This window comes from uncultured Methanobrevibacter sp., assembly GCF_902788255.1.
Lineage (GTDB): Archaea > Methanobacteriota > Methanobacteria > Methanobacteriales > Methanobacteriaceae > Methanocatella.
On sequence record NZ_CADAJR010000022.1, the window covers coordinates 17,149 to 42,020 of the forward strand.

A 24,872-nucleotide genomic window follows, 5' to 3' on the forward strand; every position below is an offset into this window, starting at 1 on the left:
AGCTAGTGAAAATGAGTGAACGTAGAATAGCAATGGTTGGAACACCATGTGAGATTATGGCAGCATCCAAACTACAGTCATATACAGATAGCCCTATTGATGTTAAACTGGGTCTGTTTTGTATGGAGAACTTTTCATATAAATACTTCGTCAATCTCCTGAAGGAGTATGACTTGACAATGGATGATATTGATAAATTCAGGATTGAAAAGGGATTTGTGGACTTAACACTGAAAACCAAACAAACTGTTAAAATTCCCCTTTCCGTTGCCAAAAGGATAATCAGGAAAAACTGCAATATATGTGTTGAGTTAACCTCTGAAACCTCAGACATTTCAATTGGGTCAATCGGGTCAGAAGAGGGATGGTCCACATTGATTGTAAGAAGCAAAAAAGGCGCTGAAATCGTTGAGGGAGCATTAAAGCAGGAATTCATTGAATCTAAAGAATTCAGCGAATCACAATTCAAGCTGTTAAACAGAATTGCTGAGAGTAAAATAAACAAGAATCTTGAATATGTTGAAAGAAGGGAGTTTTTGGCAAGGCCTGTTTTATATCAAAGGGAAAAATCCGATGATTCAATTGCAAGTGAGATTTCCCAATCCCATTTCTTGGATTTGAAATCAAACGTCATCGATGTTGGAGCATGTGTACTGTGTGGAGCATGCGAGTATGCATGTCCTGAAAATCTGATAAAAATCGATGATACAAAACCAATAATGAAAGGAGAATGTCCAGATGACTGTCATGCATGCTTTGCAGTTTGTCCAAGAACATTCATACCGAAAGATTTGAGAAATGACAATTCAAAAGTAATTGGTGATTACATTAAAGTTCTTTCAGTCAAATCCCTGAAACATACTCAGGGTCAGGACGGTTCCATTGTCACCACATTACTCGATTATCTTCTCACTAATAAAATCGTAACTGATGCGCTCATTGTTGATAAGCATGATCATTTGGCCTGGAAACCTTATGCAAAGATAACCAACGGTATTGATGAGGTTATTAAATCTGGAGGAACAAAATATTCTGTTTGTCCGGTATTTAAAGCATTAAGGGAGGTGGAATAATGTCATTTACTGTTGAAAGAAAGATTGAGATATGTAAACAGAGTAATGACAGGCCGGGTTGCTGCTGGTATTTATGTGACAATCCTAAACACGATGCATGTAAAAACTGTTACAGCTGCTATTCAAATTGTCCTCACGATGTTTATGAGGTAATCAATGACGAGCCGTTACCACTGTATCAGGAAAACTGTGTTGGATGTAAAATCTGTGAGGAGATGTGTCCCACACATGCAATATACGTCAGGCCTCTTGCAGATGAGGGAAGAGGAATATGGTCAAATTCAACAATGGTTGAAATTAAACGTAAAAGCCAAAGCGGGTCATATAAGGTGCGTGGTTGCGGATTGACAAGGAAAATTCCATCATTCGATGATTTGAGTTTACTTCCGGCACAGGTGTCAAGACCTCCTATTGATTCCTACAGGGAAACCTGCAAGACTTCAGTTGTTCTTGGTGACAGGTTTGCTGAAAACCCAATTGAGATTGATACTCCAATCATGATTGGGGCAATGTCATTTGGTGCATTAAGCAAAGAGGCAAAGATGGCACTGGCAATTGGAAGCAGTAAAGTAGGTACAATCACCAACACCGGTGAGGGAGGAATGCTTCCCGAAGAGCGTCATTATGCTGATAAGCTGATTGCACAATATGCATCTGGTCGTTTTGGTGTTTCTGCAAGTTACCTTAACAATGCCGAAGCTGTTGAAATAAAAATAGGTCAGGGTGCAAAATCCGGTATGGGAGGACACCTTCTTTCCCATAAGGTGACTGCAGAGGTTGCCCGTGTTCGTAATATTCCTGAAGGTACTTCAGCTTTAAGTCCTGCAAGACACATGGACATTGTCGGTCCTGAAGATCTGGGAATGAAAATCGACCAGTTAAGGGAAATCACTGACTGGAAAGTTCCGATAATTGTAAAATTTGCATCCGGTAGGGTGGAACAGGATGTCAAGATTGCAGCTAAGGCAGGTGCAGACATTATTGTGGTTGATGGAATGCAGGGAGGAACCGGTGCAGGACCTGAAGTGGTTACTGAACATGCAGGTATCCCTACCATAGAGGCAATTGTGAAGGCAGATGATGCTTTAAAGGACATTAATCTTAGAAGTGAGGTCAGTCTTGTAGCGGCAGGAGGCATAAGGTCCGGTGCTGATGTGGCAAAGGCTATTGCTTTAGGTGCTGATGCAGTATACATTGCAACTTCCGCTTTGATTTCAATAGGTTGTAAGGTTTGTCAGTCATGTTCCGAGGGCATTTGTCCTAAAGGAATTGCAACACAGGACAGAATGCTTAGAAGAAGACTGGACCCTATAAGAAAAGGTCAGCAGGTGGCAAATTATATTGAGGCCATGACTCAGGAAGTGACCTTCCTGACTCAGCAGGCAGGTAATACAGATATAGAAAACCTTGAACGTCAGGACCTTGTTGCTTTGACTATGGAGGCTTCACAGTTAACTGGTGTGCCAATGGTGAGAGGTTAATTAAAACAATTTTAGGAGAAAGTAGTATGGTAGCGTTTGAAAGGGCCAAATCAGGAATTCCCGGTCTTGATAAGGCTTTAGACAATATTCGTTTAGGGGACAATGTAGTGTGGAATGTTACAAATTTAAACGAGTTTTCCTATTTTGTTGACCCTTATGTTAAACAGGCAAAGGAAGATAACAGGAACTTGATTTACATTCGGTTCGCTAATCATCATCCTCTGATAGAAATGACTGACGAAGATTTCAGATTGCTTGAGATTGAAGAAAACAATCCTGACAATGAGTTTTCCATGATTGAGCGTGACGGGATTAAGATCTATAAGGTGAATCCATATAATCAATTTGAAACATTCACTCTGGAAGTTCACAGAATCATTGAAAAGGAAGGGTATGATGCATTTTATGTTTTCGATTGCCTAAGTGATCTTCAGGCGGTATGGTCAACAGATTTGATGATGGGTAATTTCTTTAAGGTTACCTGCCCATTTCTGTTCCAGCTGGATACCATAGCATACTTCCCAATCATCCGTGGAAGACATTCTTATGATGCTATAGCCAAAATTCGTGAAACAACACAGCTGTTCTTGAATGTGTACTCCAATTCTCCTGATGAGGTCTATTTCTCTCCATTGAAGGTATGGAACCGGTACTCCCAGACCATGTTTTTAGGACATAAGTTAAATCTGAAGACCGGTTCGGTTAAGGTGCTTCAGGATGGCCAGGAACTCAGCAGATATTACAAGACCATCAATTCAGAAATCTATCAGAACGGACAAACTCTGGACAGTTGGGAGCGATACATGCTTCAAATCAGACGGGAATATGCTGAGGGCAAAAATATTGATGAGGAATGCGATAAGATTTGTGAGCTTATGATGACCAAGGATGAGAGGATGCTTTCCAAAATCAAGGAATACTTTACCTTTGAAGATTATCTCACAATTTATGACCGTCGTATAGGAAGCGGACTGGTGGGTGGTAAGACCTGTGGTATGCTTCTTGCAAGAAAAATCATTGAAAAGAACTGTCCTGAACTATATAATGAAACTTTTGAACCGGATGATTCATTTTATATAGGTTCAGACTTGTTCTATACTTATATTGTTTCAAATGACCTGTGGGATTTGAGGGTAAATCAGAGAACTCCTGAAGGCTATTATGAATACGGTAAAAAGCTGGAGGAAGCCCTTAAGAATGGTGTTTTTTCCGATGAAATCAAAAAGGGATTCATACAGATACTGGATTATTTTGGACAAAACCCTATCATTGTCCGTTCAAGTAGTTTTCTTGAAGACGGTTTCGGTAACGCTTTTGCCGGAAAATATGAATCTGTTTTCTGTGTAAACAGAGGAAGCCTTGAAGAGCGTCTTGAGGCCTTTGAGGAAGCGGTGAAAATTGTCTATTCAAGTACAATGAACATCTCTGCTTTGGAATATAGGAAACTGAACGGTTTGGATGATACGGACGAACAGATGGCGCTTCTGGTTCAGAGGGTTTCAGGATCCTATTGCGGTGATTACTTCTTCCCAACAGCTGCGGGTGTTGGATTTTCATACAGTCCATATTCTCCGCTTCCGGACATGGACAACAGCAAAGGAATGCTGAGACTTGTAATGGGTCTTGGTACAAAGGCGGTTGACAGGACCAAAAAGGATTATCCTAGAATCATAAATCTTGATAAGCCTGAAGTGACAATGAATAAGGACATTAAGGAAAAACACAGATATTCACAACACTACCTGGATGTCATTGACCTGAAAAACATTAGTCTTCATGATGTTCCTGTTGAAGACGGTTTGAGTGTGGTTCCAAGGTATGCCAAAAATGTTCTTGTTGAACATGACCGTGAAGCCGAAAGAATGTTTCGTGACCGTGGACAACGCCGTGAAATCGTCTTTGTCAACTGTGAGGGTCTTGTCAAGAATCAGGAGTTCATTGATGACATGAAGTTGATTCTAAACACTTTGGAAACTGCATATGATTATCCTGTTGACATTGAGTATACGGTCAATGTAGGTGAGGACAAGTCATTCAATATTAATCTTCTGCAGTGCCGTCCCCTTCAGGTTTCAACAAATAATGAATCGATTGAAATGCCTGAAGGTGAAGATGTACTCTTCCATATCAAGGAGGCGTCAATGGGAATGTCACGAAAAGTCGAAATAGATACGATCTGCTATGTTGATCCTCACAGGTATTACGAGTACCCTTATGCTCAGAAAAGCTCGATATCAAGAATCATCAGTGATGTTAATGCCTATTTGAAGGATAATGATAAAACGGCTATTCTAATAGTTCCGGGAAGAATAGGTACCTCTTCACCTGAATTGGGTATTCCTGTGGTATTTGCGGATATCAGTCATTTCAATGCTATCATTGAGGAATCATATAGTGAAATCGGATATATGCCTGAATTGTCCTTTGGAAGTCACATGTTCCAGGATTTGGTTGAGGCTGAAATATATTACGGTGCATTATTTGAAAACGAGAAAAGACTGGAATTCAACAAAGACATGCTCTTTGACCGTCCGAACATACTGAAGGATATAAATCCTAATTTGGGAGAGGAAATCTATGAAATGGTGCATGTAGTCGACTTTGATAAGGATAAGTCCGAACTGTATCATGACATGAACCGGGATGAGACAATGTGCATATTCAAATGATTGGTTAACACAAGTATAATGAAAAGTTTTTTTCATTATCTTTTAGGGTTAGGCGGGTGGGACATATGCCTTTTTATTTGAAATTTGATTTCAATAAAATGTATGACAAAATTAGATGTGATAAATGACCCTATTTAGTTATAGGGTTGTTTTCACATTTTTATTTACTTTTTTTGTAAAAAAATTTTAATGAGTACTTATAGATTATTAGATAATTACTTTTAATCAATTCTGTGAGTTAATGAAATGTTGAATTATCCGAAAGTGTTAAGGAAAAAAGATTTGAAAAAAATAGAAAAATATCCTTGTGATGAGGAGATTAAGGAAGCCTACAAGAAATATTTGACCAACTACTCCTTTGAGGAGTTTGCAGTATATTGTGAGGATAACTCTCAAAAAGACCTGGAAAGTCTTATTTTCAAGTTCACTGATTTGCAGCTGGACAAGTTCGAGCCAAACTCCATAATATGGCTTTCACATGTTCTGATGAATTTCATGATCTATTTCAATGTGAATATGGATTATGAAAGGTATTATGATGCCTATGCAACCTCCCTTCAGTTTTCTGTACTTTCAATGGCTCTGAAAATGATTATAGAGAAGGTTTCATTTGATGAGGTTTCTTTGCTTCCGGATTCCATAACCTCCTTTAAGGAATTTTTCACCAAATGTCCGGATTTTGAATTTGATTTAAAGAAGGATTCGGAGTTGGCATACAAATCCTTCAATCAGGATTTCGATTTTTCATCTCAGGAGTTCTATGATAAAGTTAAGCAACACTTTGAAAGTGAAGGCTATTTATGAAACCTTTTACTTAATGCCGGAACATAGGCAAGCGCCGCTGACACGATAACTGCAAGCAGTGTGGGACCTAAGAATATTGAGTCCAGACTGACGGTCAGATTATAAACGATAAAACCGGCCAGCCATGAAAACATGTTCCAGTACATTATGTTTTTGTCCTCATTATTTTCCTTTGTAATGTAATAGTTTACAAGCAGTACCGCAGCCATTGGGGCGAACACTGAAGCTATCAGATAGAGAAAATCAATGTAGTGGTCCATTATTCCGGAAATTGCCAAAATTGCACTTAAAGCACTTACGATTACACCTATGACTTTCGGATTCAGTTTGTTGTAGATTACCTTTGATGACTCTCCTGCGGAATTTGCCGCAACAAAGTTTGTTGTCACTGTTGACAGTACTACAATGATTATTCCGATTGTTCCGAGATTTGCAAGCAGAATTGCCTGTGCAATTGTGTAGTTTGCTCCGATGTTTGCAATTTCTATTCCTATAAAGTACATCCAGAGACTTGCAAGGCTGTATGCTATTGCGGATACTAATGTTGCCTTTACAGGCTTTTCAACATCCTTTGTATAGTCTGAAATTACAGGAAGCCATGAAATCGGCATGGCTATTGAGATTTCAAAGATGTTCCAGAATCCTAGGGAATTGCTGGTTAGTGTGCCTGCTGCATTTGAACCGAATCCCAAAAAGCGGAATGAAATTATTATGAGCAGTGCCGTAAGGATTGTCATCACTACTGTTGTTATTTTTGATACTCTCTGAAGGCCCAGATATACCCATAATGCTATCAGTGCGGCGAGCATTATGCAGGTTATTGGAAATGAGATTGGCAGGTTTAAACTGGCTAGTGCCGTTGCGCCCTGTGCGTTCAAAACGGCCACCCAGGCAACCAGTTGCATCACATTAAGTATTGCAAAGAACTTGGCTCCGTATTTGCCGTAGGTTGTTGAGGTGACCTCCATTGCGTTTTGCCTGACGGATGCTCCGATGTATCCGATTAGAAATAGCAGGATTCCTCCCAAAATGTGGCCAAGTACCAGGGGCACCCATAGAGAGTTTAGTGATGATGCAGCTCCGATTCCTATTCCCGCTTCTATTTCGGATACTGATATTGCTGTTCCAAACCATATTACTGCATTTGAAAATAGTCCTGTTTTTTTGTCCATGGTTTTCACTAGTATTGTTCGATACAATTATGTTCTAAAAACTAGTATATAAATATAACGATTGTTAAGTATTATTGTTCATTGACGAATTTTTCGAGGGCTTCACCCTTAAAATGGAAGAGTTCCCAATCCTTCATCTCGGCTCCAATGCTTAAGTAAAAGTCAATGCTTGGCTTGTTCCATGAAAGGCATGTCCATTCAAAGCGACCATAGCCACGGTCTAGAACAATCTTTCCAAGTTCCCTTAAAAGAGCCTTGCCGTAGCCGTTACCGCGATATTCCGGCTCAATGAAAAGGTCCTCCAAATGCATATTGACATTGCCGATATAGGTTGAAAAGCTTAAAAAGTAAAGTGCAAAACCGATAACATCTCCGTCAAGAAGTGCAAAAATCACTTCCGCCTGCTTTTCATCAAAAACCCATTTTTCAATATCTTTCTCGGTTGCAATGACTTCATCCAGGCGATGCTCATAATCTGCAAGCTTTTTGATGTATTCCAGAATCAAACCGGAATCATTTCTTTCGGCTATCTTAAATGTTAATTCGCTCATGTATTTATGTTGGCCTTTGACTTTTAAAAGATTTCCTAAAGTATTTTTTAGACAAGATATAAACTTAAAGTATGGAATTTTTGACAGTGGACGATGGGATAAGACTGTGCCTTGATGATGAGGGTGAAGGTGAAGCACTGATATTCGCACATGGCCTTAACTCCAACCGTTTGAATAATATGGATTTTTATGATGAATTCAGGGATGAATATCGGGTCATAACCTATGACCAGAGAGGTCATGGGGATTCCGACAAGTCAACCGTGCATATGAACATCAAAAGATTGGGTCGGGATTTGAAATGCATCATAGAATCCCTTAATCTTGATGATGTGACTGTAATCGGCCACTCCATGGGTGCCGCCACAATCTACAGTTATGTTAATCAATTCGGATGCAAAAACCTTAAAAGAATTGTTGCCTCTGACATGTCCCCATACATGAGAAATGACGGTTGGAAAGGTGGCATTGCGCAGGGCAAATGGAGTGATGAGGATTTCATGAGGGACTTTGACAGGATGTATGATGATGTCGGAAAAGCGGCATTTCACATCACAAAAAATATCATGGACCCTGCCCTTAAAGATTTGCCTCCCGAAAAACAGGATGAACTGGCTAAACTTTATGCCGAATCCATAAATCCGTTTACAATGGCAAGTTTTTGGTATTCCCTTTTCAGACAGGACCAGCGTCCGGCAATGTCAAAGATAACAGTACCTTTCCTGTATTTGATGCCTGACAATCCGTTGTATTCAATTGAGGCAGTCAAGTACATTAAAGAAAACGTTCAGGATATATTTGTACTTGAAGATGATTTTCCAAACACCACTCATGCGCTTTGGAGGCAGATGCCTCATGAAGTTGCGCAAGCGGTAAAGGAATTCATTAAAAAACATTAGGTGATAATTATGCATTTTACAGATCCAGTATATAGAAATCCTTATTGGCCGACCTTTCCTCTGTTGCAGGTTACACAGGGATGTACCCATAACAGATGCAAGTTCTGCACAATGTATAAGGATGTAAGGTTCAGACCTCATTCAATGGAAATCATAGGGGAGGACTTGAAGGAATTGGCTCAGGTGGCCCCTCATTCAAAAACCATTCAGCTATTGTCAGCAAACCCATTGGTCATGACTTATAACAAGTTAAGGCCAATACTTGAAAAGATTAATGAGTATTTGCCGGAAATGGAATATGTCTATGCTGCAACCAGGGTGTCTGATTTAAAAAATAAAAGCGTTGAGGAACTTGAACATCTGAAGGAATTGGGTTTAAGGGAAATCTCTCTGGGTGTTGAAAGCGGTGATGACTGGACACTTGAAAGGGTAAATAAGGGATATGCTTCCGAAGACATCATCGAGCAATGCGGGAAATTGACGGATGCAGGAATCGATTTCTGGATGAGTTTTTTAAATGGTGTTGCGGGTCGTGAACACAGCCATGACCATGCAGTCAATTCGGCTGAAATATTCAGCCAGTGCGACCCGATGCTTGTTGGAACTGGAGGTTTGGCCCTGTTTCCTGGAACTCCTCTATTGGAGGAGGCTCAAAGGGGTGAATTCACACCACTCAGTGAAAAGGAAATGCTTGTTGAGTTAAAAACATTTGTGGAACATTTGACATGTGACTGTTCATTCATCACACATCATACAGTTTCCGCAAGTTTGTCAGGCCCTAATTTCCTTGAAAGAAAGGACAGTATAGTTTCCACATTGGCCAATGAGATTGAGCATGGGGACTTTGAAAGACTTGCCGAAATGAGAAGGAATAAACGAACACTGTAATTTTGAAAAAATTGTTCAAAAACTTATAATAGATGAACAACTAATTAATATTAGGTAGATATTTATGGCAAATTTTGAAGATATCGAAAGTGCAAGAGAATTCTTTTACAAAGACAAATATGCGGTAATGACTGGAGTGACATTGGATGAGCTGACAGAAGACGAAGCGATCTGCTCACTTGAGATTACAGATGACCACAAAAACGCCTATGGTGGAGTTATGGGTGGTGTAATGTTTACATTGGCAGATTTTACCTTTGCGGTTCTGTCAAACCAGATTCATCAGTTGACTGTTGCTCAACAGGTTGATATTCACTATTTATCCGCTCCTAAGGGTGAAAAGCTGATTGCAAAGGCAACCTGCAGAAAAAACGGAAGAACCTCCTCAATAATTAATGTTGACATTTCCGATGACACTGGCCGTGACGTTGCCCAATTCATCGGTACCGGATTTAAATTATAGGATATGACTATTTTTCATATCCTAATAATGTATTTACTTTTTTCATGAAATTTAACAATTTGAATAACTTCTTTTTATCTTTTATTCCGCCGCTTGTCGGATTGATTTCGAATGCCTTTTCAAATGATTCTATGGCCTTGTTTATTTTTCCCGTTCGGATGAAAAGCTCTCCCTGAGCAAACCAGATTTCATCGAAATTCGGATTCATCTCGATTGCCTGTTTGAAATAGGTTTCCGATGTGCTGAAATGCTCCCTTTCAAAGTTTTCGATGGCCTTGAACATCAGATCATGGGCAGTTATTGTCCAATTGTTCTTCTTTTTAAATAATGTCGATTTAAGATTTATTGCCGCCTTGTTTTTAGGATCTATTTCAAGGATGATGTTATAGCACACTTCCGCTTCGTCAAATTCGTTTAGCTCAACGAGATTTCGGCCCTTTGAAAGGAGTGCAATGATGTCATATGGATACTTTTTTAGGATTCTTTCATTGTATTTTAATGCTTCCCGGTGTTGTCTGTTTTTTTCCAGATGGTGGGATTTGTGAAAGAGGGCGGTCATGTTGTCAGGGTCGATTTTAAGTATTTCGTCCAGAACTTCGTTTATCTCATTGCCCTTTTCAAGATATAATAGTGCATTGCCTTGATAATCAGAAGTTCCTTTGTCTTTTTGTGGCTCAAAAGCTTGTTGCAATTTTTTAAAAGAATTTTGCTGTATCCTTTTGTTTTGGAATCGTCACCTAAACGGCTATGGATTTCGGCGAGATTATTAATAATCACAATATTGTCAGGTTCCATCGCTAGGCCCTTCAGGTACATCTTTTTTGCATCAATCAGTTCACCTTTTTCATAATGCTGGTTTCCCTTTTCAATGATTTTGGTGATTTTTGATTTTTTAAACATTTGATCCTCCTTTAAGGAAATTCGCAATGTTGATTAATGCCATAAGGTTATTTGGGTTTAGGTTTAATAGTTCTCCTGTGGTTTCTAGGGATTTGTATGGTTTATTCAAACAGTTGAGTGAATGGATTTTGTACTGTAGGGCGGTCTCGCTTTTTGGTGTTTCATCACAGAGATTTAGTATGGCTCTGTGATACATTTCAGATTTTTCCCTTTGCCTTGTTGCATCATAGATTCGTGCAATTTCATTCATTCGTCTTATATTTTCAATATTAGTATCTGTTTTATTCTCCATATTTTTCACCAATTCGTTTTGTAATAGGTTGGTATTTTTCTTATTGCTTTTAAAGTTATGTTTTTATTGATTACAATATTGTTGGGAACTTATAGAGAAAATAAAGTGTTATCAATATTGTTTTTAACTTGTAAAAATTCAATTTTTTTTAAATGGTCGATTTTGTGAATGGTCAGGTAATAATTATTCAATCCAATTTTTGGATATTTTTTACAATTTTTAAGATTTTAAATGGGGAGGATTGTTATTTTTTTTCAAATTTGACTGTTACATAATCTTTAAATTTATATTTGGTGATAATTGTCATTTAAATTTTCAGTAAATTAAATCTATTTTTCCCGTTTCAATTTTAGTGATTTCTGTATTATTTTAATTTTTTCTGATTATTTTTTAAAACCATTTACTTTATAAATGATGAAAGTAATATTATTAAAGTGACTGATTAACAAGTCGTGAAAAATTTTAATTTCAGAGTTTGCACTGCCGCAACTCTGAAATTTTTTTATACAAGATTGATTGTTGCAAATCGCAACAGTATGTGTGATATTATGTCAAGTTTTGATGATGAGAATATATTTGGAAAAGGTGAATTCAACGAAATGTTTGATGAATATTTTACAGGCAAGTCATTTTTAAATCCGTTGGTGGATATGGAGGATAATCTTTTGTTTGTGGCCAATGTGACATTTGAACCGGGCTGCAGAAACAATTGGCATATTCATCATGCTAAAAAAGGCGGTGGACAGCTCTTGATTTGTGTTGCGGGTAAAGGTTTCTACCAAGAGGAGGGAAGTGAGGTTCAGGAATTGAAGCCTGGTGTCGTCGTTGAAATTCCTCCTAACGTTAAACATTGGCACGGTGCTCAAAAGGACTCATGGTTTAGCCATATTTCCGTTGAGGTACCTGGTGAGGAAACCTCTAACGAATGGCTGGAACCTGTAAGCGATGAATATTATAACCAGTTATAATTTCATCTGCCACTCAATTTTTTCCATCACTTTAATTCAATTTTCGATTAATTAAAATGCTATTTCTATTGTCCATGATATTTTAATTCAGTATACTATTAATTATTTGAATTTGTTGAATAATTTCTAATTTTTAATTTTAGGTAATCTATATCACAATATATAATTACTCAATTTTCTAAAAATATTGTCATGGAACTAATTGATGTGATGCTTAAAAGAAGAAGTACAAGGAAATTCAACGATGAGCCGATAACCAAAGATGAACTGGATAAGATTCTGCAGGCGGCGTTGCTTGCACCGACAAGCATGAACAGAAAACCCTGCAATTTCATGGTGGTAGAAAGAAAGGAAACATTGGATGAACTTTCAAAATCTAAAGACCATGGTGCGGATTTAATCAGAGGTGCTGATAAGGCCATTGTTGTGGTGGCAGACACTATGATTGCAGATACTTGGATTGAGGATTCCTCCATTGCTCTTACCCATATGCATCTGATGGCAACTGAGTTGGATCTTGGAAGCTGCTGGGTTCAAATACACTTGCGAAGTAAGGATGGCAGGGATTCAGAAGAGATTGTTCGGGATATCCTGAAAATTGACGATCACTACAGAATTGTGGGTATTCTTGCTTTGGGCCATTCGGATAATATTCCTAAGGCTCACAGCATAGATGACATTGATAAAAATAAGATACATTTTCTAGTTTAGTTACTTTTAACCCTTAACAAGTTACAAAATGTTTATAAGCATTTCAAATAAATTTTTATATAGATAATATGGGGGAAAAATTATGCATGTTAAAGATTTGTTAGATGGTTTAGATATAAGAGTTAAATTGCCTCAGCACTGGTATTCAACAGATATCAGCAATGATTTTGAGGATGCCGAACTTCTTCAAAATGATGATATCATTAAAATAGAGGCTGAAGGAGAAAAGAATACAAAATTGATTCTCATTGATGTCAACGATGGAATGAGTGTTGTGACAAAATTCCCTGACGGAAAAGTGATTGGTGTCAAATACCTTGAAAATAAGGATGATTTCGAATACATTGGCAAGCCTTCAGAACTTTACTATTAATCAAAAAGTATTTAATTATATTCAAATATATTTACAATCATTAAATTAGGAGGATAATCAAAATGGCTGATAAAAAAGCTCCTGCAGATGGTTGGCCAGTAATCAGTGGAGACTATATTGTAGGAGATCCTGAAAGTCCAGTAGCAGTAACTACTCTTGCTTCCCATATTGAAGCCGAATTATCTGGAGCGGCTATTGCAGGACCATGTAAGACAGAAAATCTCGGAATTGAAAAGGTAGTTGCAAATATAATATCTAATCCGAACATTAGATTCTTAATTCTGGCTGGTGCTGAAGTTCAAGGTCACATCACCGGTCAAAGTTTCAAGGCATTGCATGAAAATGGAGCAGATCCCGACAAGAAGAAAATCATCGGAGCTACAGGTGCGATTCCATTTGTTGAAAACGTTCCTCTTGAGGGTGTTGAAAGATTCCAGCAACAATTAGAAATTGTTGACTTGATTGACACAGAAGATATTGGAGCAATTCAATCAAAAATCAATGAATGTGTAGAAAAAGACCCTGGAGCTTTGGAAGCTGATCCAATTGTCATGGAAGTTGACGAAGAAGAACAAAAGATGGTAATTGTAGATAAAAAAGATAAAAAGAAAAAAGCTGAGGCATAATTGTCTCAACTTTACTATTTTTTTAATTTAGACTTTAGGATTTAAGATTCAATCCCTTTAAAATAAACCTGTTTTTTCCAAACGCTCTTCGAAGTAATGGGATGCATCATCCGCTTTTTCTTTAATGATGACTGCAACTATGATGGTTATGATGCTTATTGCAATTAAAATTGCCAATGAAGGCAGATAATTGGACCATACCAATCCTAGTTGTGCTTCCCTGATTAGATTAATTGCATAGGTCATCGGTAAAAATGGATAAAGCCATTGGAATAGGTTGTCCATAATCTGAATAGGATATATTCCTCCTGTTCCGGAAATTTGAAGTACCAAAAGGATAACTCCAATACCCTTTCCGACATGTCCCAGTGCGGAAACTAGGGAGTACATCAGAACCATGAATGTAACCGATACCAGCGCCGCAGAAAATATGAACGTTAAAGGATTCACTATTTCAACTCCCAATATGAATAATCCTATGATAGTAACTGCAGCCTGAAGTAAGCTCATTATTACAAATAACAATAATTTACCGAAATACATTTCCAGTGGGGAGTATTTGGTATTGGTACTTGTTCCTGGCCTGAGCATTACGCAGGTTATTACTGCACCAACCCACATTGATAGTACAATGTAAAATGGAGCAACATTTGATCCGTAATCATCAACAGGATACACTTCATCACGTTCCAGTTGGATTGGAGAGTAGATATAATCTCCAACTTGAGACTCGTTAACGCCGGTTACCTGGGATAGTGAAGATGATGCTCCGTACAGTGCACTTGCTGCGGAAAACAATGCCTGTGCCGCTGAGTTTGATAACAGTTCGGAACCTGCTGCAAGGCTTAATGCACCTTTGGCCAATTCTGCTGAACCGTCTGCAAGGTCACTTGCACCATTTGCCACATCATTGGCTCCACTTGCAACATCTCCTGCTCCATTTGCCAGTTTTGATGAGCTGCTTGCAAGCTCCACTGAACCTGATGCCAAATCACTTGACCCTCCGGCCAGTTGTGAACTTGAATTGGCAAGCTGCACTGATCCCTCAACAACTTCTTTAACTGGACTTGGCAGTACAGATGGATTGGCCTTTGATTCCAGATCACTTGCTCCCTTTTGGACTTGTTGGGAACCGGATTTTATCTGGTCCGCAGATGAAGACACTTTACTTGCACCGTCATCAACCGCTTTTGAACCGGATTTAACCTTATCGGCACCACTGTTAACTTGTGATGCACCGGATTTTACCTTGTCTGCCCCATCATTCAAATCTCCAACTCCTGAAGATACTTGACTAGCACCGGAAGACACCTGTGCGGCTCCGCTGGATAGTTGGCCTGCTCCACTTGAAAGCTGACCTGCTCCGGAAGCCAGTCCTTCCTGCAGTTCACCTAACCTGCCATATGCCGCCAAATTGATGAATTCAACAATTTTTGCATTCATTGTAGTATAAACGGCATTTGCAGCACTGTCAGTTAATTTATTTGCTACCGGATTTGCCTTGATGTTTACAATATAATTTAATTTTGCGGATTTTGGATTGTCGCTTGTAATTGAGGTCACATCTTTACTTAAATCCTTTGGTATTACTATTCCCGCATAGTACTTTCCATCATGAACGCCCTGCCGGAGTTCATCTTCAGTAACAAAAACCCAGTCAAACTTGTCATTGTTTTTCAGTTCCTTAACCAATTCGTTTCCGACATTCAGTGTTGTATTCTCATATGAAGCTCCCTCGTCAAGGTTTGCTATTGCAAACTGGACTTCGTTTGTATTTTCATATGGGTTCCAACATGCCTGGATATTAATAAGAGCGTAAAGGGAAGGCAGGATTATTATGACAAGCAATACGATTATAACAATCGGATTTGAAATTGCTGCCTTAAAGTCCTTTTTCATAATTTCAACAATATTGTTGATGTCTCTTCCACTCATTTTTTCACTTCTTAATTTAGGAAGTTATAAATCATTTGTATTTTTGGTGTTTACATTGGTAATGCTTTTTTTGTATATATTTGGTTTAAACATTGTAAAATTGTTATTCAACAATTTTTTCTAACTTCCATAAACTAAATAGGGTTTGAAAGAATATAAATCTTTGTGTATTTGTGCTTCTATGCATTTTCATTTTTGTGTATTTTTTCAAAAAATACAAAAACTTTATATATATCCTAATTATAATACTATATTGCAGTCCAAAAAACTGTAATTTTCAAAAAAATATACATTAAACAGTTAAGTTTATATACTATGAAAATTAATGTTATATTACAAAGTGCATAACTTTTCATAAAATGCATCAATCAAATCCACACCATTGTATTTTAAGGTGATATATAAAAAAAGTAAAAGAGGTAATGATATGAACTCAAATATTAATTGGAGCGAAAAAGTAAAAAATTTAGACGAAACTATAAGAAAAGAGATTGGTATTGAAGATGACAATGAAGCAAAACACATCTTGATTAAGGTCCAAACCAAATCTGCTGAATCAATCGAACCTGCATTCATTGTAGGTGAAGATGAAGTGTTCCTGGATTTATTTGTCCTTTCACCACAAGGACCTGGAATCACCTCCACAGCAGTTTTAAAGGACAACATTCAAAGTGTTGGCGTCATTGGAGGCGTTTCTGCAGAAAAAATCGACCCATCAGAAGTTCCTGATGAAACACCACTGCTCGATGATGTAGCAGGCCTTTACCAATAGCTTAGTTTTGGCTCACCACCAAAACTAATGCTCATTCAACCACCATTATTAATAATAACTTTCTTTGAAAGGGATTAAAATGCAAAAAGTGATGTTAGAAGAAATAGCGGAAATCATATCAGGCTTGTCCTATAGGAGATACCTGAATGATGACGGGGATAAATTCAAAATCATAGTTCAAAGATCCTTTAGTGGAGATGGAAAACTATCTGATTTTGAAGAAATCTCTCTTAAACACGATATTAAGGAAAGATATTTTACACAGGAAAATGACATACTGATGAAGATGACCCATCCCTATGAGGTGGTCTGTGTAAAGGATAAGGATCTCCTGATAAGTGACAGAATCGCAATAATCAGGCTTAAAAATGGATACGATCCGGAATTTATCACTCATTTACTTGCAAATGCTCATATTCAAAAACAACTCCATATAATGGGAGGTAGCGGTAAGATGCCGCACACTTCCCTTAAAGAAATAAAACAGCTCATGCTTACTGTTCCTGATTTTAAAACACAAGTCAAATACGGGGAACTTTTAAACACCATTGATGAAAAGATAATGGAAGATTTGCGCCAGGTTGATTATGACAGGCATCTTAAGGAAGCAATCTTAAATGATTTATGGGGTGAAGACGATGATTGCTAAAAAACCTGTAAATTATAAGATTTTAAAACGCATCATGTCCAAATTAAGAATGGCAGAATCCCATTTTAACACCAATTATGCCGTTCTTTATGCATTCTTTTACAAATACTGCTCAGATTCTATAAAAGATTTTTTAATGGATGAACTAAAGGACAAGGAACTGACCATTGATGAGGCTTACAGGAATAAAATCTCTTACGAACAGCTGCTGTTTGATTCACTGCACATGAATGGTTTTTTTATAAAAAAATCTGATGCTTTCATTGATGAATTAGTTAACAGCAAAACCTCAAAGCGCAGATTTTTAGAAGAATTTTTAGGAGTTTTTCCAAGAAATATCATATTCAACTCAGAATATCATAATCTAAAATATTTCAAGGATTTTTTCAATATCATTCGTGAGGGCATTGATATATCTCAATTAAACGATTCACAGGTTAATGATTTGTGTGAAATAATCGTGCTGATTTCAAGACTGGAGGTCACTGGAGATGAGTTTCCATTTGAAGACGTGTTCGATATAGTTTCAGCTTCACGATTTGTCCATGTCAATTCAAATCCCGAATTGATTACGCAAATTTTGTCCAAACTGGTGGTTTGTGAGAAAAAGTCCATTGATTCAGCTTATGATCCATTTATTAAAAATGGAGACACTCTAATGAAGTTACGTGAGGAAATTGGATATGAATTGAGATACTGCTACGGTAAGGACTCTCACAATATAAATTATGTTTACAATGTTGTAAAATTCTTTATCAGCAATTTTTCTCTAAACAATGTCTTTTTAAAAAGGGAAGATGCATTTGATTCAATCGATTTCAATGGAAGATCTTTTGATGCGATATTGTCCAGAATTCCAATTTCAATAAAAAACTATCACACTTCCAATTTCAATCAAAGTATGGAAATTGCAAAAAGAAACAAGCGCAGTGAAGTGGAAAATCTATTGCTTGAAAAATTGGATATAACTGAGGACTCTTTCAAACAGAATCTCAAATTGAATCAGGCATTGGAAAATCTTGTTGAAGAAATAGGCTTTGAAGATGATTCCAATTCCAATTTCAAAGGCCAATATGAATCACTTCAGGACAGTGAGTTTCTATTCCTGATTAATCTGATTGAAGCACTTAAAAACGATGGAATCATGACTATCTGCATTTCAGAAAATTTCCTGTTTAAACCATCACTTGAAATATTGAGGAAATATCTTACATTAGAGAAGAATTATATCGATACAGTTATCCGTGTTCCAAATGAGTTTTCACGCTCACGACCTGAAGTAGTCATGGTATTTAAGAAAAACAGGCAAAATAGTGATGTTCTGTTCATAGACATGTCATCAGACTATGAAACACAGCGCAGCAGACTGACCTATCCTGGTTTATTTAGAAAAAATCTGGTTCTGGATGATGAAACTCTTTCCAAAATGGAAAATGTATTTTTAAACAAGTTAAGCATTGATAAATATTCCAATCTGATTTCCATTGATGAAATAGAAAACAATCAGTTCAATCTGTCAGTTTCACGTTATGTGGATACATTTGACGGTGAGTTCATATCTCTTGATGATTTGGTGGCTGAAAAGCAGGAAATTGACTCAAACATCAATGAACTGGATATAAAAATTGAAAAAATGATGGATGAATTAGGTATCAGATTCAAGTGAGATGCCTTCGTCGATTTCATCCTCAATCTCTTTTTTTAGTTTTTGAAAATAGGACATGTGTATGATCTTATTTTGATATGCATATACTGTGCCGATGCCGTCATCATTTTCAAATTCAAAGATCTCCTCAAGACCAAGGTTTTCCCTTTTTTCATATGATGAGGTGAATGTTTTTGAAATTATGTCTTTTGCTTCATCAACATTTACCGCAAATGTGTTGTTTTCAATTTTTGAATCTATAATGTAGCTTTTTAGGATTTTCTTGTGAAATTCCCTATAGATTTCAGGATTTAGAAATATTTCAAAACCTTGAATTTCCCCATTTAATATAATTAAAACACCGTTCTGTTCACTTTCAACTTCAAATTCATGGATTATTGATTCATGGGTGCTTTTTAAGTTCTCGTAACTCTCTTCCATTGCACTTGTAGGTGATGCGAAGCTGTTTTCAACTTCAAGCTGGTTGATTGATGACCAGATTACGTCCTGTGTATGTTGACTGGTTTTTTCAGCATACCTTTTTGCTTTTCTGGTATTGTAGTTTGCCATATATTCTGATTGCTTGAACTCGCTTTTGTAGGCCCATCTTCCCTTTTCTGTGCAGCTTACAGGGACTGCCATTTCACTGTTTGCCTCGAGTAGAATGGTTGAATTGATGATACGATTCTGGTCACCACCGATTATCTCTTCACCGTCAATCAGAATCAGTGGTGCAACTGCATTGTTTTTAACGATTACTGTGTTTACCTGGGATGTTTCACATTCCTTGACTTCAACCAATCCCAGTTCCATGCCCTTTTTAAGGGTCAGCATATCAATGTATGACCTTTGTGTTTTTAAAGGAATAACTGCTAAGTTTTCATGCACCTGCGGTGCTAAAAGCTCAATGTCATTATCAAGACTCATCATTTTCATCATCTGGTATGTAATGATTTTTAATGTATTCGATATCTATTTTTGAAGGATTTTCACTTAGGTAGTGAACATCACTTTCAGGATTTTCAATTTCCTTTATAAATTCATCTGCTGATAATATTTTGGCAATTACTGTACTGCCTGTGATGAATTTAATTTTGGCATAATATTCATCTGTGATTTTGTCAAAAACTCTTCCGGAACTCATGCATCCTTTAATGACAGTATTGGTACTGTTTGCAACGTAGCCTATTTTTCCAAAATATCTCATTTCACAGGCTATCGCTTCTGTATCATGCTTGTTGTCTGGTTCCTTTACTAATTTTATGATTCCGCCCAGTTTAAGCGGTTTGTCTCCATGAAAATTGTTAAATGCCATCACTGTAATAAACATCATATCACCTGTAATTAAATTGAGTTAAAGAAGTTATTAATGTTTTCCCTATGTCCGATAAACAGTATTAAATCGTCTTCAAAGAATTTAAAATCCGGTTTGATTTCAATGAATGTGTCTTTTCCCCTGACAACTCCAGTTACTTTCAAATTATTTTCTTTAAAAGGAAAATCATCAATATGTGCATTTTCATCCACTCTAAGGGAGTCGATTTCCAAATCGGTATACTTGTAGTTTAGATAGGTTGAAATGTCCTCGGAAGTAACGGTTCGGAATGCGTCATAATTGTCTGATCTCAAATCGTTCACGGCATCGGCAATCTCATCGATGTCCTTATTGTAGTAATCCATTATTCTTGTAAACATAAGTATACTTGTTTCGAATTCCTTAGGTATGACTTCATCTGCACCGGCGCCAATAACGTCATCAATGCTTTTCAGGGATTTTGTACGCACGATAATGTGGATATCAGGATTCAGACGCCTTGCGGCATCAATTGTTTTCATTGTCTCTTCATATGTTGAGGCAGAAATGACGATGCACTGTGCGGAAGTGATGTTTAGTTCCTTTAATACACTTTCATTTGATGCCTTTCCATAAATTATTGGCAAACCTAAAGCCTGCTGGTTTTCAACGATAACGGGATTCATGTCAACAATGCGAATTGGAATATGGAACTGTTTACATGCCTCTGCAATTTGCTTTCCGTTACGTCCCATACCAACCAGAATAACATGGTCCTTGATTTCCTTTGGACTCTCCAGTTCTTCCGGCAATGTTTTAAGTTCCTCATCAACTTTGAAGTAGGAAATTTTACCGAATTCCTTGACGATTTTTGGAGTCAGTTTCTCTAGGAATGGGGTTGCAGACATGGTGAGTATGCTCACTCCTAAAAATATGCTGAAAAACTCATTGTTCATAAGCCCATATTTCATACCCTCTTTTGCAAGGACAAATGAAAATTCCCCTATCTGGCTTAAGAGGATTGCAATGCTGACTGATATTTTTACAGGCAGTTTCAGAGCCATTCCTGTTATGAATGTTGCAGCAAAATTAATCAGGAGTATTATTATTGTCAGCGCAACGATGATAAATATGTTTGATAAGAATAGATGCAGATTTACCATTAGACCTATACTTATGAAGAAAAGGCTCATGAAAACGTCCTGAAACGGTTGGATATAACCTAATGTTTGATGGGAGTATTCAGTGTTTGAAATGAGCAGTCCCGCTATGAATGCTCCAAGTTCCGGCCCGATTCCAATGAGGCTGGTTGCAAATGTTGTACCCATACAGATGAATAATGTCAAAAGCACGAATAAATCTCGGTTTTTAGTTTTTGCCGCATCTCTTAGGGCTAATGGTATAAACCATTTTGCTCCGGCAATTATTATCAATCCTAGTCCTATGAACTTAACCAGTAATGTGGGTAATGTATGCAGGTCTAAGGCCTGTCCTCCCAGAAGAGGTGTAATCAGAATAACGATGATAACCGCAATGTCCTGGAAGATCAGGATACCCAAGCTCACCCTTCCCTGAACTGAATGGGTAATGTGTTTTTGCTGCATTACCTTCATGACAATAGCGGTTGATGAAAAGGCAACCAGCAGTCCTAAAAATATCGCACTGTTTAAACTAAGTTTCAAAGCCAATCCCAATATTGAAATCAGGGCGGCAGTAATCACTACCTGGAGTATGCCTCCAATCAATGCATACTTTTTGATTGCCGAGAATTTTTCTGCAGAAAACTCAAGTCCAATAATGAACAGTAAAAATATCACACCTAACTCTGAAAATGTGGATATGATACTTGTATCATTAACTACGTATCCTAATACAATTCCGGTTATAAATAACCCTATCATTGTAGGTAATTTTAGTTTGTTAAATATCAATAATACTATTACAGCTGTAATAAGGATTATTGACATATTTTGCAATAGTAAAATATTCATTTTAATCCTTTTTGAAAAAATTGTGTGGTGTTCGAAAAAATAAGAAAAAATGTAGTAGATTATAATCTACTTACTTTAATTAAAGATTCAACAGGTATGCCTTCAATTTCTGAAAGTCCTGCCTTATCAATCAATACTGTAACGCAGGTAGGTTCTCCACCTAAGTCTTTTACAGTATGAATAACTTCTTTTGCGGTTTTTCCACTGGTAATTACGTCATCAACGATTACCACTTTTTTGCCTTCAACACTGCCGAAGTTGGTACTGATTGTACCTTCGTCATCACTTTCATCGGCATCTTTTCTGTGTTTGTGAGGGTGGAATATTGCCAGTGAGGTATCTAAACCGCTCATGTCTTCAATCAGATCAGACATTACGGTTGCAAATGGAATTCCACTTACTGCAACACCTACAACTGTGTCGACATCTCCATGTGATAATGCCATGTCACTTAAAGCACCGGAAACATAATTCAAACGGGTTGAGTTTCCTCCAATACTTTTCCAATTAATAGCAAAATCCACTGGTGCTTCAGCTTTCACTTCAGCTGCTTTTTGAAGGGTTAACCATCTTGCGGTGTCCATACTTACATTGAGTTCATCAGCTATTTCACCGGTAGTAAAACCGTGTTGTCTGAGTTCTTGAGCTTTTTCTATTAATTTTTGTTTCACATTATCACCTTATTCGAGTTCTTCAAATCTGATTGGCTTATGTTCTTTGGAGGATCGATTTGCAGCAATAACCATTTTAAGAGCTTTAAGTCCGTCTTCACCAGTTATTTCTGGCTCTTCATTATTCATTACTGCATTTAAGAAGGAGTTTAACTCACTTTTAAGTGGTTCTTCATGTTTAATTTGAATATCTTGGGCAAACTTACCGTACACTTCGATACTCTGTTTGATGTAATCGACTGATATGATTCCTGCAGTACCAGTAAGTTCCAGTTCTCTACGTTTGTATGGTGTTAACCAGTTTACTTCAATGATACCTGTTGACTCATTGTCAAAGTTGACCATAATCTCTGCATGGTCTTCAAATTCACTGTCGTCAAAACTGCAGTTCATGGTACCGTAAACCTGGGTTACTTCCTCTTCAAACAAATAGTTCATAATGTCTAAATCGTGAATAGCTAAATCTATTGAAACACCAACGTCCTTTATTCTTGGTGGGAGTGGACCGACCCTTTTTGCAAAAGCGGATACTACGTCTCCAATAACTCCGTCATCAATAAGTTCTTTAGCTTTTTGAACAGCAGGATTAAATCTCTCAACATGTCCTGTTGCAAGCAGAACTCCTGCCTCTTTAGCGGCAGCAATCATTTCTTCAGCCTCTTCCACGGTAAAAGCTATTGGCTTTTCAACCAGGACATGTTTTCCATTTTTAATGGCTTCCATAACCACGTCATGGTGGAATGTGGTTGGTACACATACGCTGACCGCTTCTATTTCAGGGTTTTCAAGTAATTCACTGTAATCTGTAAATCCTTTTGCACCATATTTCTTTTCAATTTTCTTAAGGGCTCTTTCACTTACGTCACTTACAGCGACTAAATTAGCTTCTTCCATTTTGTGGTAGACACGAACGTGGTTTTCACCCATCGCACCTACTCCTACAACTCCTACGTTAATAGTTTTCAATTTAATTCCTCCGTCTAAACGTAATCTGTGAAAATTTTTCCGATGCGTCTGCCAAGTTCAACTGCATCTTTAACGGATCCATTTTCAGTTTGCTCTTTAAGGATTTCTCCTTCTTTGGTTAATAAGATTGAATAAATATTAAACTTATTGTCATTCATTTGTGCAATTGCACCTATTGGCCATTGACAGCCAACGCCAAGTTCTTCAAGAACTTTCTTTTCTGCCAGTACTTCCTGCATTGAAATGTAATCATTTAGTTTAGAAATTACTTCTTTTTTATCGCTATCCTTACGTGTGATGATTGCCAATGCTCCCTGGCCTGCTGGTGGAGTGATGTAATCTAGCGGAAATACATTTTTGATATATTTTGTCAGATTTAATCTCTTCAATCCTGCCTGTGCCATTATGGTTGCATCCAAATCACTTTCAAGGGCCTTTTGAATTCTGGTTTCAATGTTGCCTCTGATAGGTTTAAGTTCAAATTCCTTATTGTAATGATTACAGAATGCTTCTCTTCTAAGGCTGCTGGTTCCAAGCTTTGAACCTGGACCTAATTCATTCCAGTCTTTTTTAGAAATAAGTACTTCATTAGGAGTTTCACGTTTAGGAACTGCAACGATTTCCAAATCTTCATCTAATTCTGTCGGCAAATCTTTAAAACTATGGACGGTAAAATCAACCTCCTCTTCTAGAAGGGCAATATCCAATTCCTTTGTAAAAAGGCCTTTTGAATCCATGTTGTATAATTGGGATGTAGTAATTTTATCTCCTTTGGTCTTGATAATTTCTACATCTATTGATTCTCCGGTTATTTTAGATAAATCAGCACATACTTGGTTTGTTTGTGCCAATGCTAATTGACTACCGCGTGTTCCTACAATCATTAATTATCTCCTATTTTAAATTTATCTCAAAAATCTTTTTACAAGATTTTGTTACATTATTAATTTTTACAATTAATATTTATTAAATGTTTCAATTAGGCTCTTTCAAAAACTTGTGTGATTTTTTTCTTTTTCATTTTTTATGTTCCAATGATTTAGTTTTAGCATGAATCTTGTTAAAAGTCCTTGTTCTAT

Annotated in this window: 25 protein-coding genes and 1 pseudogene; 14 read left to right on the forward strand and 12 right to left on the reverse strand. The window is 37.3% G+C overall.

The genetic code is table 11. The features are described 5' to 3' along the window. The first annotated feature begins 11 nt into the window (after window positions 1-11). The 4 genes from QZV03_RS06950 to QZV03_RS06965 all read left to right on the forward strand — a co-directional run bounded on the left by QZV03_RS06950 (window position 12) and on the right by QZV03_RS06965 (window position 6,027). Window positions 12-1,073: a Coenzyme F420 hydrogenase/dehydrogenase, beta subunit C-terminal domain gene (locus QZV03_RS06950; RefSeq protein ID WP_296875251.1), complete on the forward strand. Its 1,062-nt coding sequence runs from the start codon at window positions 12-14 to the stop codon at window positions 1,071-1,073. Next, window positions 1,073-2,554 carry a glutamate synthase-related protein gene (locus tag QZV03_RS06955; protein ID WP_296875253.1) on the forward strand — a complete coding sequence of 494 codons (1,482 nt, stop codon included), beginning with the start codon at window positions 1,073-1,075 and terminating at the stop codon, window positions 2,552-2,554. The genes QZV03_RS06950 and QZV03_RS06955 overlap by 1 nt, the downstream gene beginning before the upstream one ends. A 26-nt stretch (window positions 2,555-2,580) precedes the next feature. Beyond that, on the forward strand, window positions 2,581-5,223 hold the full coding sequence (locus tag QZV03_RS06960) for a PEP/pyruvate-binding domain-containing protein (protein ID WP_296875255.1): 2,643 nt from the start codon (window positions 2,581-2,583) through the stop codon (window positions 5,221-5,223). A gap of 246 nt (window positions 5,224-5,469) precedes the next feature. Then, window positions 5,470-6,027, forward strand: coding sequence for a hypothetical protein (locus tag QZV03_RS06965; RefSeq protein ID WP_296875257.1), 558 nt, complete (start codon window positions 5,470-5,472; stop codon window positions 6,025-6,027). Here the strand turns inward: QZV03_RS06965 and QZV03_RS06970 are convergent. Together QZV03_RS06970 and QZV03_RS06975 are read right to left on the reverse strand one after the other, a co-directional pair. Then, window positions 6,018-7,199: a cytosine permease gene (locus tag QZV03_RS06970; RefSeq protein ID WP_296875259.1), complete on the reverse strand. Its 1,182-nt coding sequence runs from the start codon at window positions 7,197-7,199 to the stop codon at window positions 6,018-6,020. The two genes, QZV03_RS06965 and QZV03_RS06970, sit on opposite strands and share 10 nt — an antisense overlap. Before the next feature lie 71 nt (window positions 7,200-7,270). Beyond that, window positions 7,271-7,750, reverse strand: a complete 480-nt coding sequence (locus QZV03_RS06975; RefSeq protein ID WP_296875261.1) for a GNAT family N-acetyltransferase — start codon at window positions 7,748-7,750, stop codon at window positions 7,271-7,273. Between the two features lie 71 nt (window positions 7,751-7,821). Between QZV03_RS06975 and QZV03_RS06980 the strand changes: the two genes are divergently transcribed. From QZV03_RS06980 to QZV03_RS06990, 3 genes are all read left to right on the forward strand, one after another. Further along, a complete protein-coding gene (locus tag QZV03_RS06980; RefSeq protein WP_296875263.1) occupies window positions 7,822-8,649 on the forward strand; it encodes an alpha/beta fold hydrolase in 828 nt (275 codons plus the stop codon). Window positions 8,650-8,658: 9 nt separating this feature from the next. Further along, window positions 8,659-9,537: a radical SAM protein gene (locus QZV03_RS06985; RefSeq protein WP_296875265.1), complete on the forward strand. Its 879-nt coding sequence runs from the start codon at window positions 8,659-8,661 to the stop codon at window positions 9,535-9,537. A gap of 64 nt (window positions 9,538-9,601) precedes the next feature. Next, window positions 9,602-10,000 (forward strand): PaaI family thioesterase, encoded by a 399-nt coding sequence (locus QZV03_RS06990; protein ID WP_296875269.1) that lies wholly within the window; start codon window positions 9,602-9,604, stop codon window positions 9,998-10,000. Between the two features lie 7 nt (window positions 10,001-10,007). Here the strand turns inward: QZV03_RS06990 and QZV03_RS06995 are convergent, their stop codons facing one another. From QZV03_RS06995 to QZV03_RS07005, 3 genes are read right to left on the reverse strand one after another with little or no spacing between them, the layout of a single operon-like run. Then, window positions 10,008-10,691: a tetratricopeptide repeat protein gene (locus tag QZV03_RS06995; protein WP_296875271.1), complete on the reverse strand. Its 684-nt coding sequence runs from the start codon at window positions 10,689-10,691 to the stop codon at window positions 10,008-10,010. Then, complete coding sequence (locus QZV03_RS07000) at window positions 10,601-10,900, reverse strand: tetratricopeptide repeat protein (RefSeq protein ID WP_296875273.1); 300 nt, start codon at window positions 10,898-10,900, stop codon at window positions 10,601-10,603. Before QZV03_RS07000 ends, QZV03_RS06995 begins: the two co-directional genes overlap by 91 nt. Continuing rightward, entirely contained in the window at window positions 10,893-11,192 is a 300-nt protein-coding gene (locus tag QZV03_RS07005) for a hypothetical protein (protein WP_296875276.1), read from the reverse strand. Before QZV03_RS07005 ends, QZV03_RS07000 begins: the two co-directional genes overlap by 8 nt. Window positions 11,193-11,740: 548 nt before the next feature. On the opposite strand from QZV03_RS07005, the gene QZV03_RS07010 reads away from it, so the two are divergent. The 4 genes and pseudogenes from QZV03_RS07010 to mtrA form a co-directional block, all read left to right on the forward strand. Beyond that, window positions 11,741-12,160: a cupin domain-containing protein gene (locus QZV03_RS07010; protein WP_296875278.1), complete on the forward strand. Its 420-nt coding sequence runs from the start codon at window positions 11,741-11,743 to the stop codon at window positions 12,158-12,160. Window positions 12,161-12,352: 192 nt separating this feature from the next. Then, window positions 12,353-12,871, forward strand: a complete 519-nt coding sequence (locus tag QZV03_RS07015; RefSeq protein WP_296875280.1) for a nitroreductase family protein — start codon at window positions 12,353-12,355, stop codon at window positions 12,869-12,871. Window positions 12,872-12,953: 82 nt separating this feature from the next. Further along, the gene (locus QZV03_RS07020; RefSeq protein ID WP_296875282.1) at window positions 12,954-13,244 is read left to right on the forward strand and encodes a hypothetical protein; all 291 of its coding nucleotides are present in this window, start codon (window positions 12,954-12,956) and stop codon (window positions 13,242-13,244) included. Between the two features lie 62 nt (window positions 13,245-13,306). Then, window positions 13,307-13,810 (forward strand): annotated as a pseudogene (mtrA, locus tag QZV03_RS07025) (tetrahydromethanopterin S-methyltransferase subunit A); the annotation flags it as partial. A 117-nt stretch (window positions 13,811-13,927) separates the two neighbouring features. Here the strand turns inward: mtrA and QZV03_RS07030 are convergent. Next, a complete protein-coding gene (locus QZV03_RS07030) occupies window positions 13,928-15,805 on the reverse strand; it encodes a YhgE/Pip domain-containing protein (RefSeq protein ID WP_296875286.1) in 1,878 nt (625 codons plus the stop codon). A gap of 427 nt (window positions 15,806-16,232) precedes the next feature. Here QZV03_RS07030 and QZV03_RS07035 point away from each other — a divergent pair, with 427 nt between their 5' ends. The 3 genes from QZV03_RS07035 to QZV03_RS07045 all read left to right on the forward strand — a co-directional run bounded on the left by QZV03_RS07035 (window position 16,233) and on the right by QZV03_RS07045 (window position 18,892). Continuing rightward, a complete protein-coding gene (locus tag QZV03_RS07035; RefSeq protein ID WP_296875288.1) occupies window positions 16,233-16,577 on the forward strand; it encodes a hypothetical protein in 345 nt (114 codons plus the stop codon). Between the two features lie 79 nt (window positions 16,578-16,656). After that, window positions 16,657-17,226 (forward strand): restriction endonuclease subunit S, encoded by a 570-nt coding sequence (locus QZV03_RS07040; protein ID WP_296875290.1) that lies wholly within the window; start codon window positions 16,657-16,659, stop codon window positions 17,224-17,226. After that, a complete protein-coding gene (locus tag QZV03_RS07045; protein WP_296875292.1) occupies window positions 17,216-18,892 on the forward strand; it encodes an N-6 DNA methylase in 1,677 nt (558 codons plus the stop codon). Before QZV03_RS07040 ends, QZV03_RS07045 begins: the two co-directional genes overlap by 11 nt. Here QZV03_RS07045 and QZV03_RS07050 read toward each other — a convergent pair. The 6 genes from QZV03_RS07050 to hemC all read right to left on the reverse strand — a co-directional run bounded on the left by QZV03_RS07050 (window position 18,872) and on the right by hemC (window position 24,677). Then, a complete protein-coding gene (locus QZV03_RS07050; RefSeq protein WP_296875294.1) occupies window positions 18,872-19,801 on the reverse strand; it encodes an ARPP-1 family domain-containing protein in 930 nt (309 codons plus the stop codon). The genes QZV03_RS07045 and QZV03_RS07050 overlap by 21 nt on opposite strands. After that, window positions 19,788-20,204 carry an HIRAN domain-containing protein gene (locus tag QZV03_RS07055; protein ID WP_296875296.1) on the reverse strand — a complete coding sequence of 139 codons (417 nt, stop codon included), beginning with the start codon at window positions 20,202-20,204 and terminating at the stop codon, window positions 19,788-19,790. Before QZV03_RS07055 ends, QZV03_RS07050 begins: the two co-directional genes overlap by 14 nt. An 11-nt stretch (window positions 20,205-20,215) precedes the next feature. Next, window positions 20,216-22,132 (reverse strand): cation:proton antiporter, encoded by a 1,917-nt coding sequence (locus QZV03_RS07060; protein ID WP_296875298.1) that lies wholly within the window; start codon window positions 22,130-22,132, stop codon window positions 20,216-20,218. An 83-nt stretch (window positions 22,133-22,215) separates the two neighbouring features. Continuing rightward, window positions 22,216-22,827, reverse strand: coding sequence for an orotate phosphoribosyltransferase-like protein (locus QZV03_RS07065; protein WP_296875299.1), 612 nt, complete (start codon window positions 22,825-22,827; stop codon window positions 22,216-22,218). A gap of 9 nt (window positions 22,828-22,836) precedes the next feature. Then, a complete protein-coding gene (locus tag QZV03_RS07070) occupies window positions 22,837-23,793 on the reverse strand; it encodes a Gfo/Idh/MocA family protein (protein ID WP_296875301.1) in 957 nt (318 codons plus the stop codon). A gap of 14 nt (window positions 23,794-23,807) precedes the next feature. Continuing rightward, a complete protein-coding gene (gene hemC / locus QZV03_RS07075; RefSeq protein WP_296875303.1) occupies window positions 23,808-24,677 on the reverse strand; it encodes a hydroxymethylbilane synthase in 870 nt (289 codons plus the stop codon). Between the last annotated feature and the right edge of the window lie 195 nt (window positions 24,678-24,872).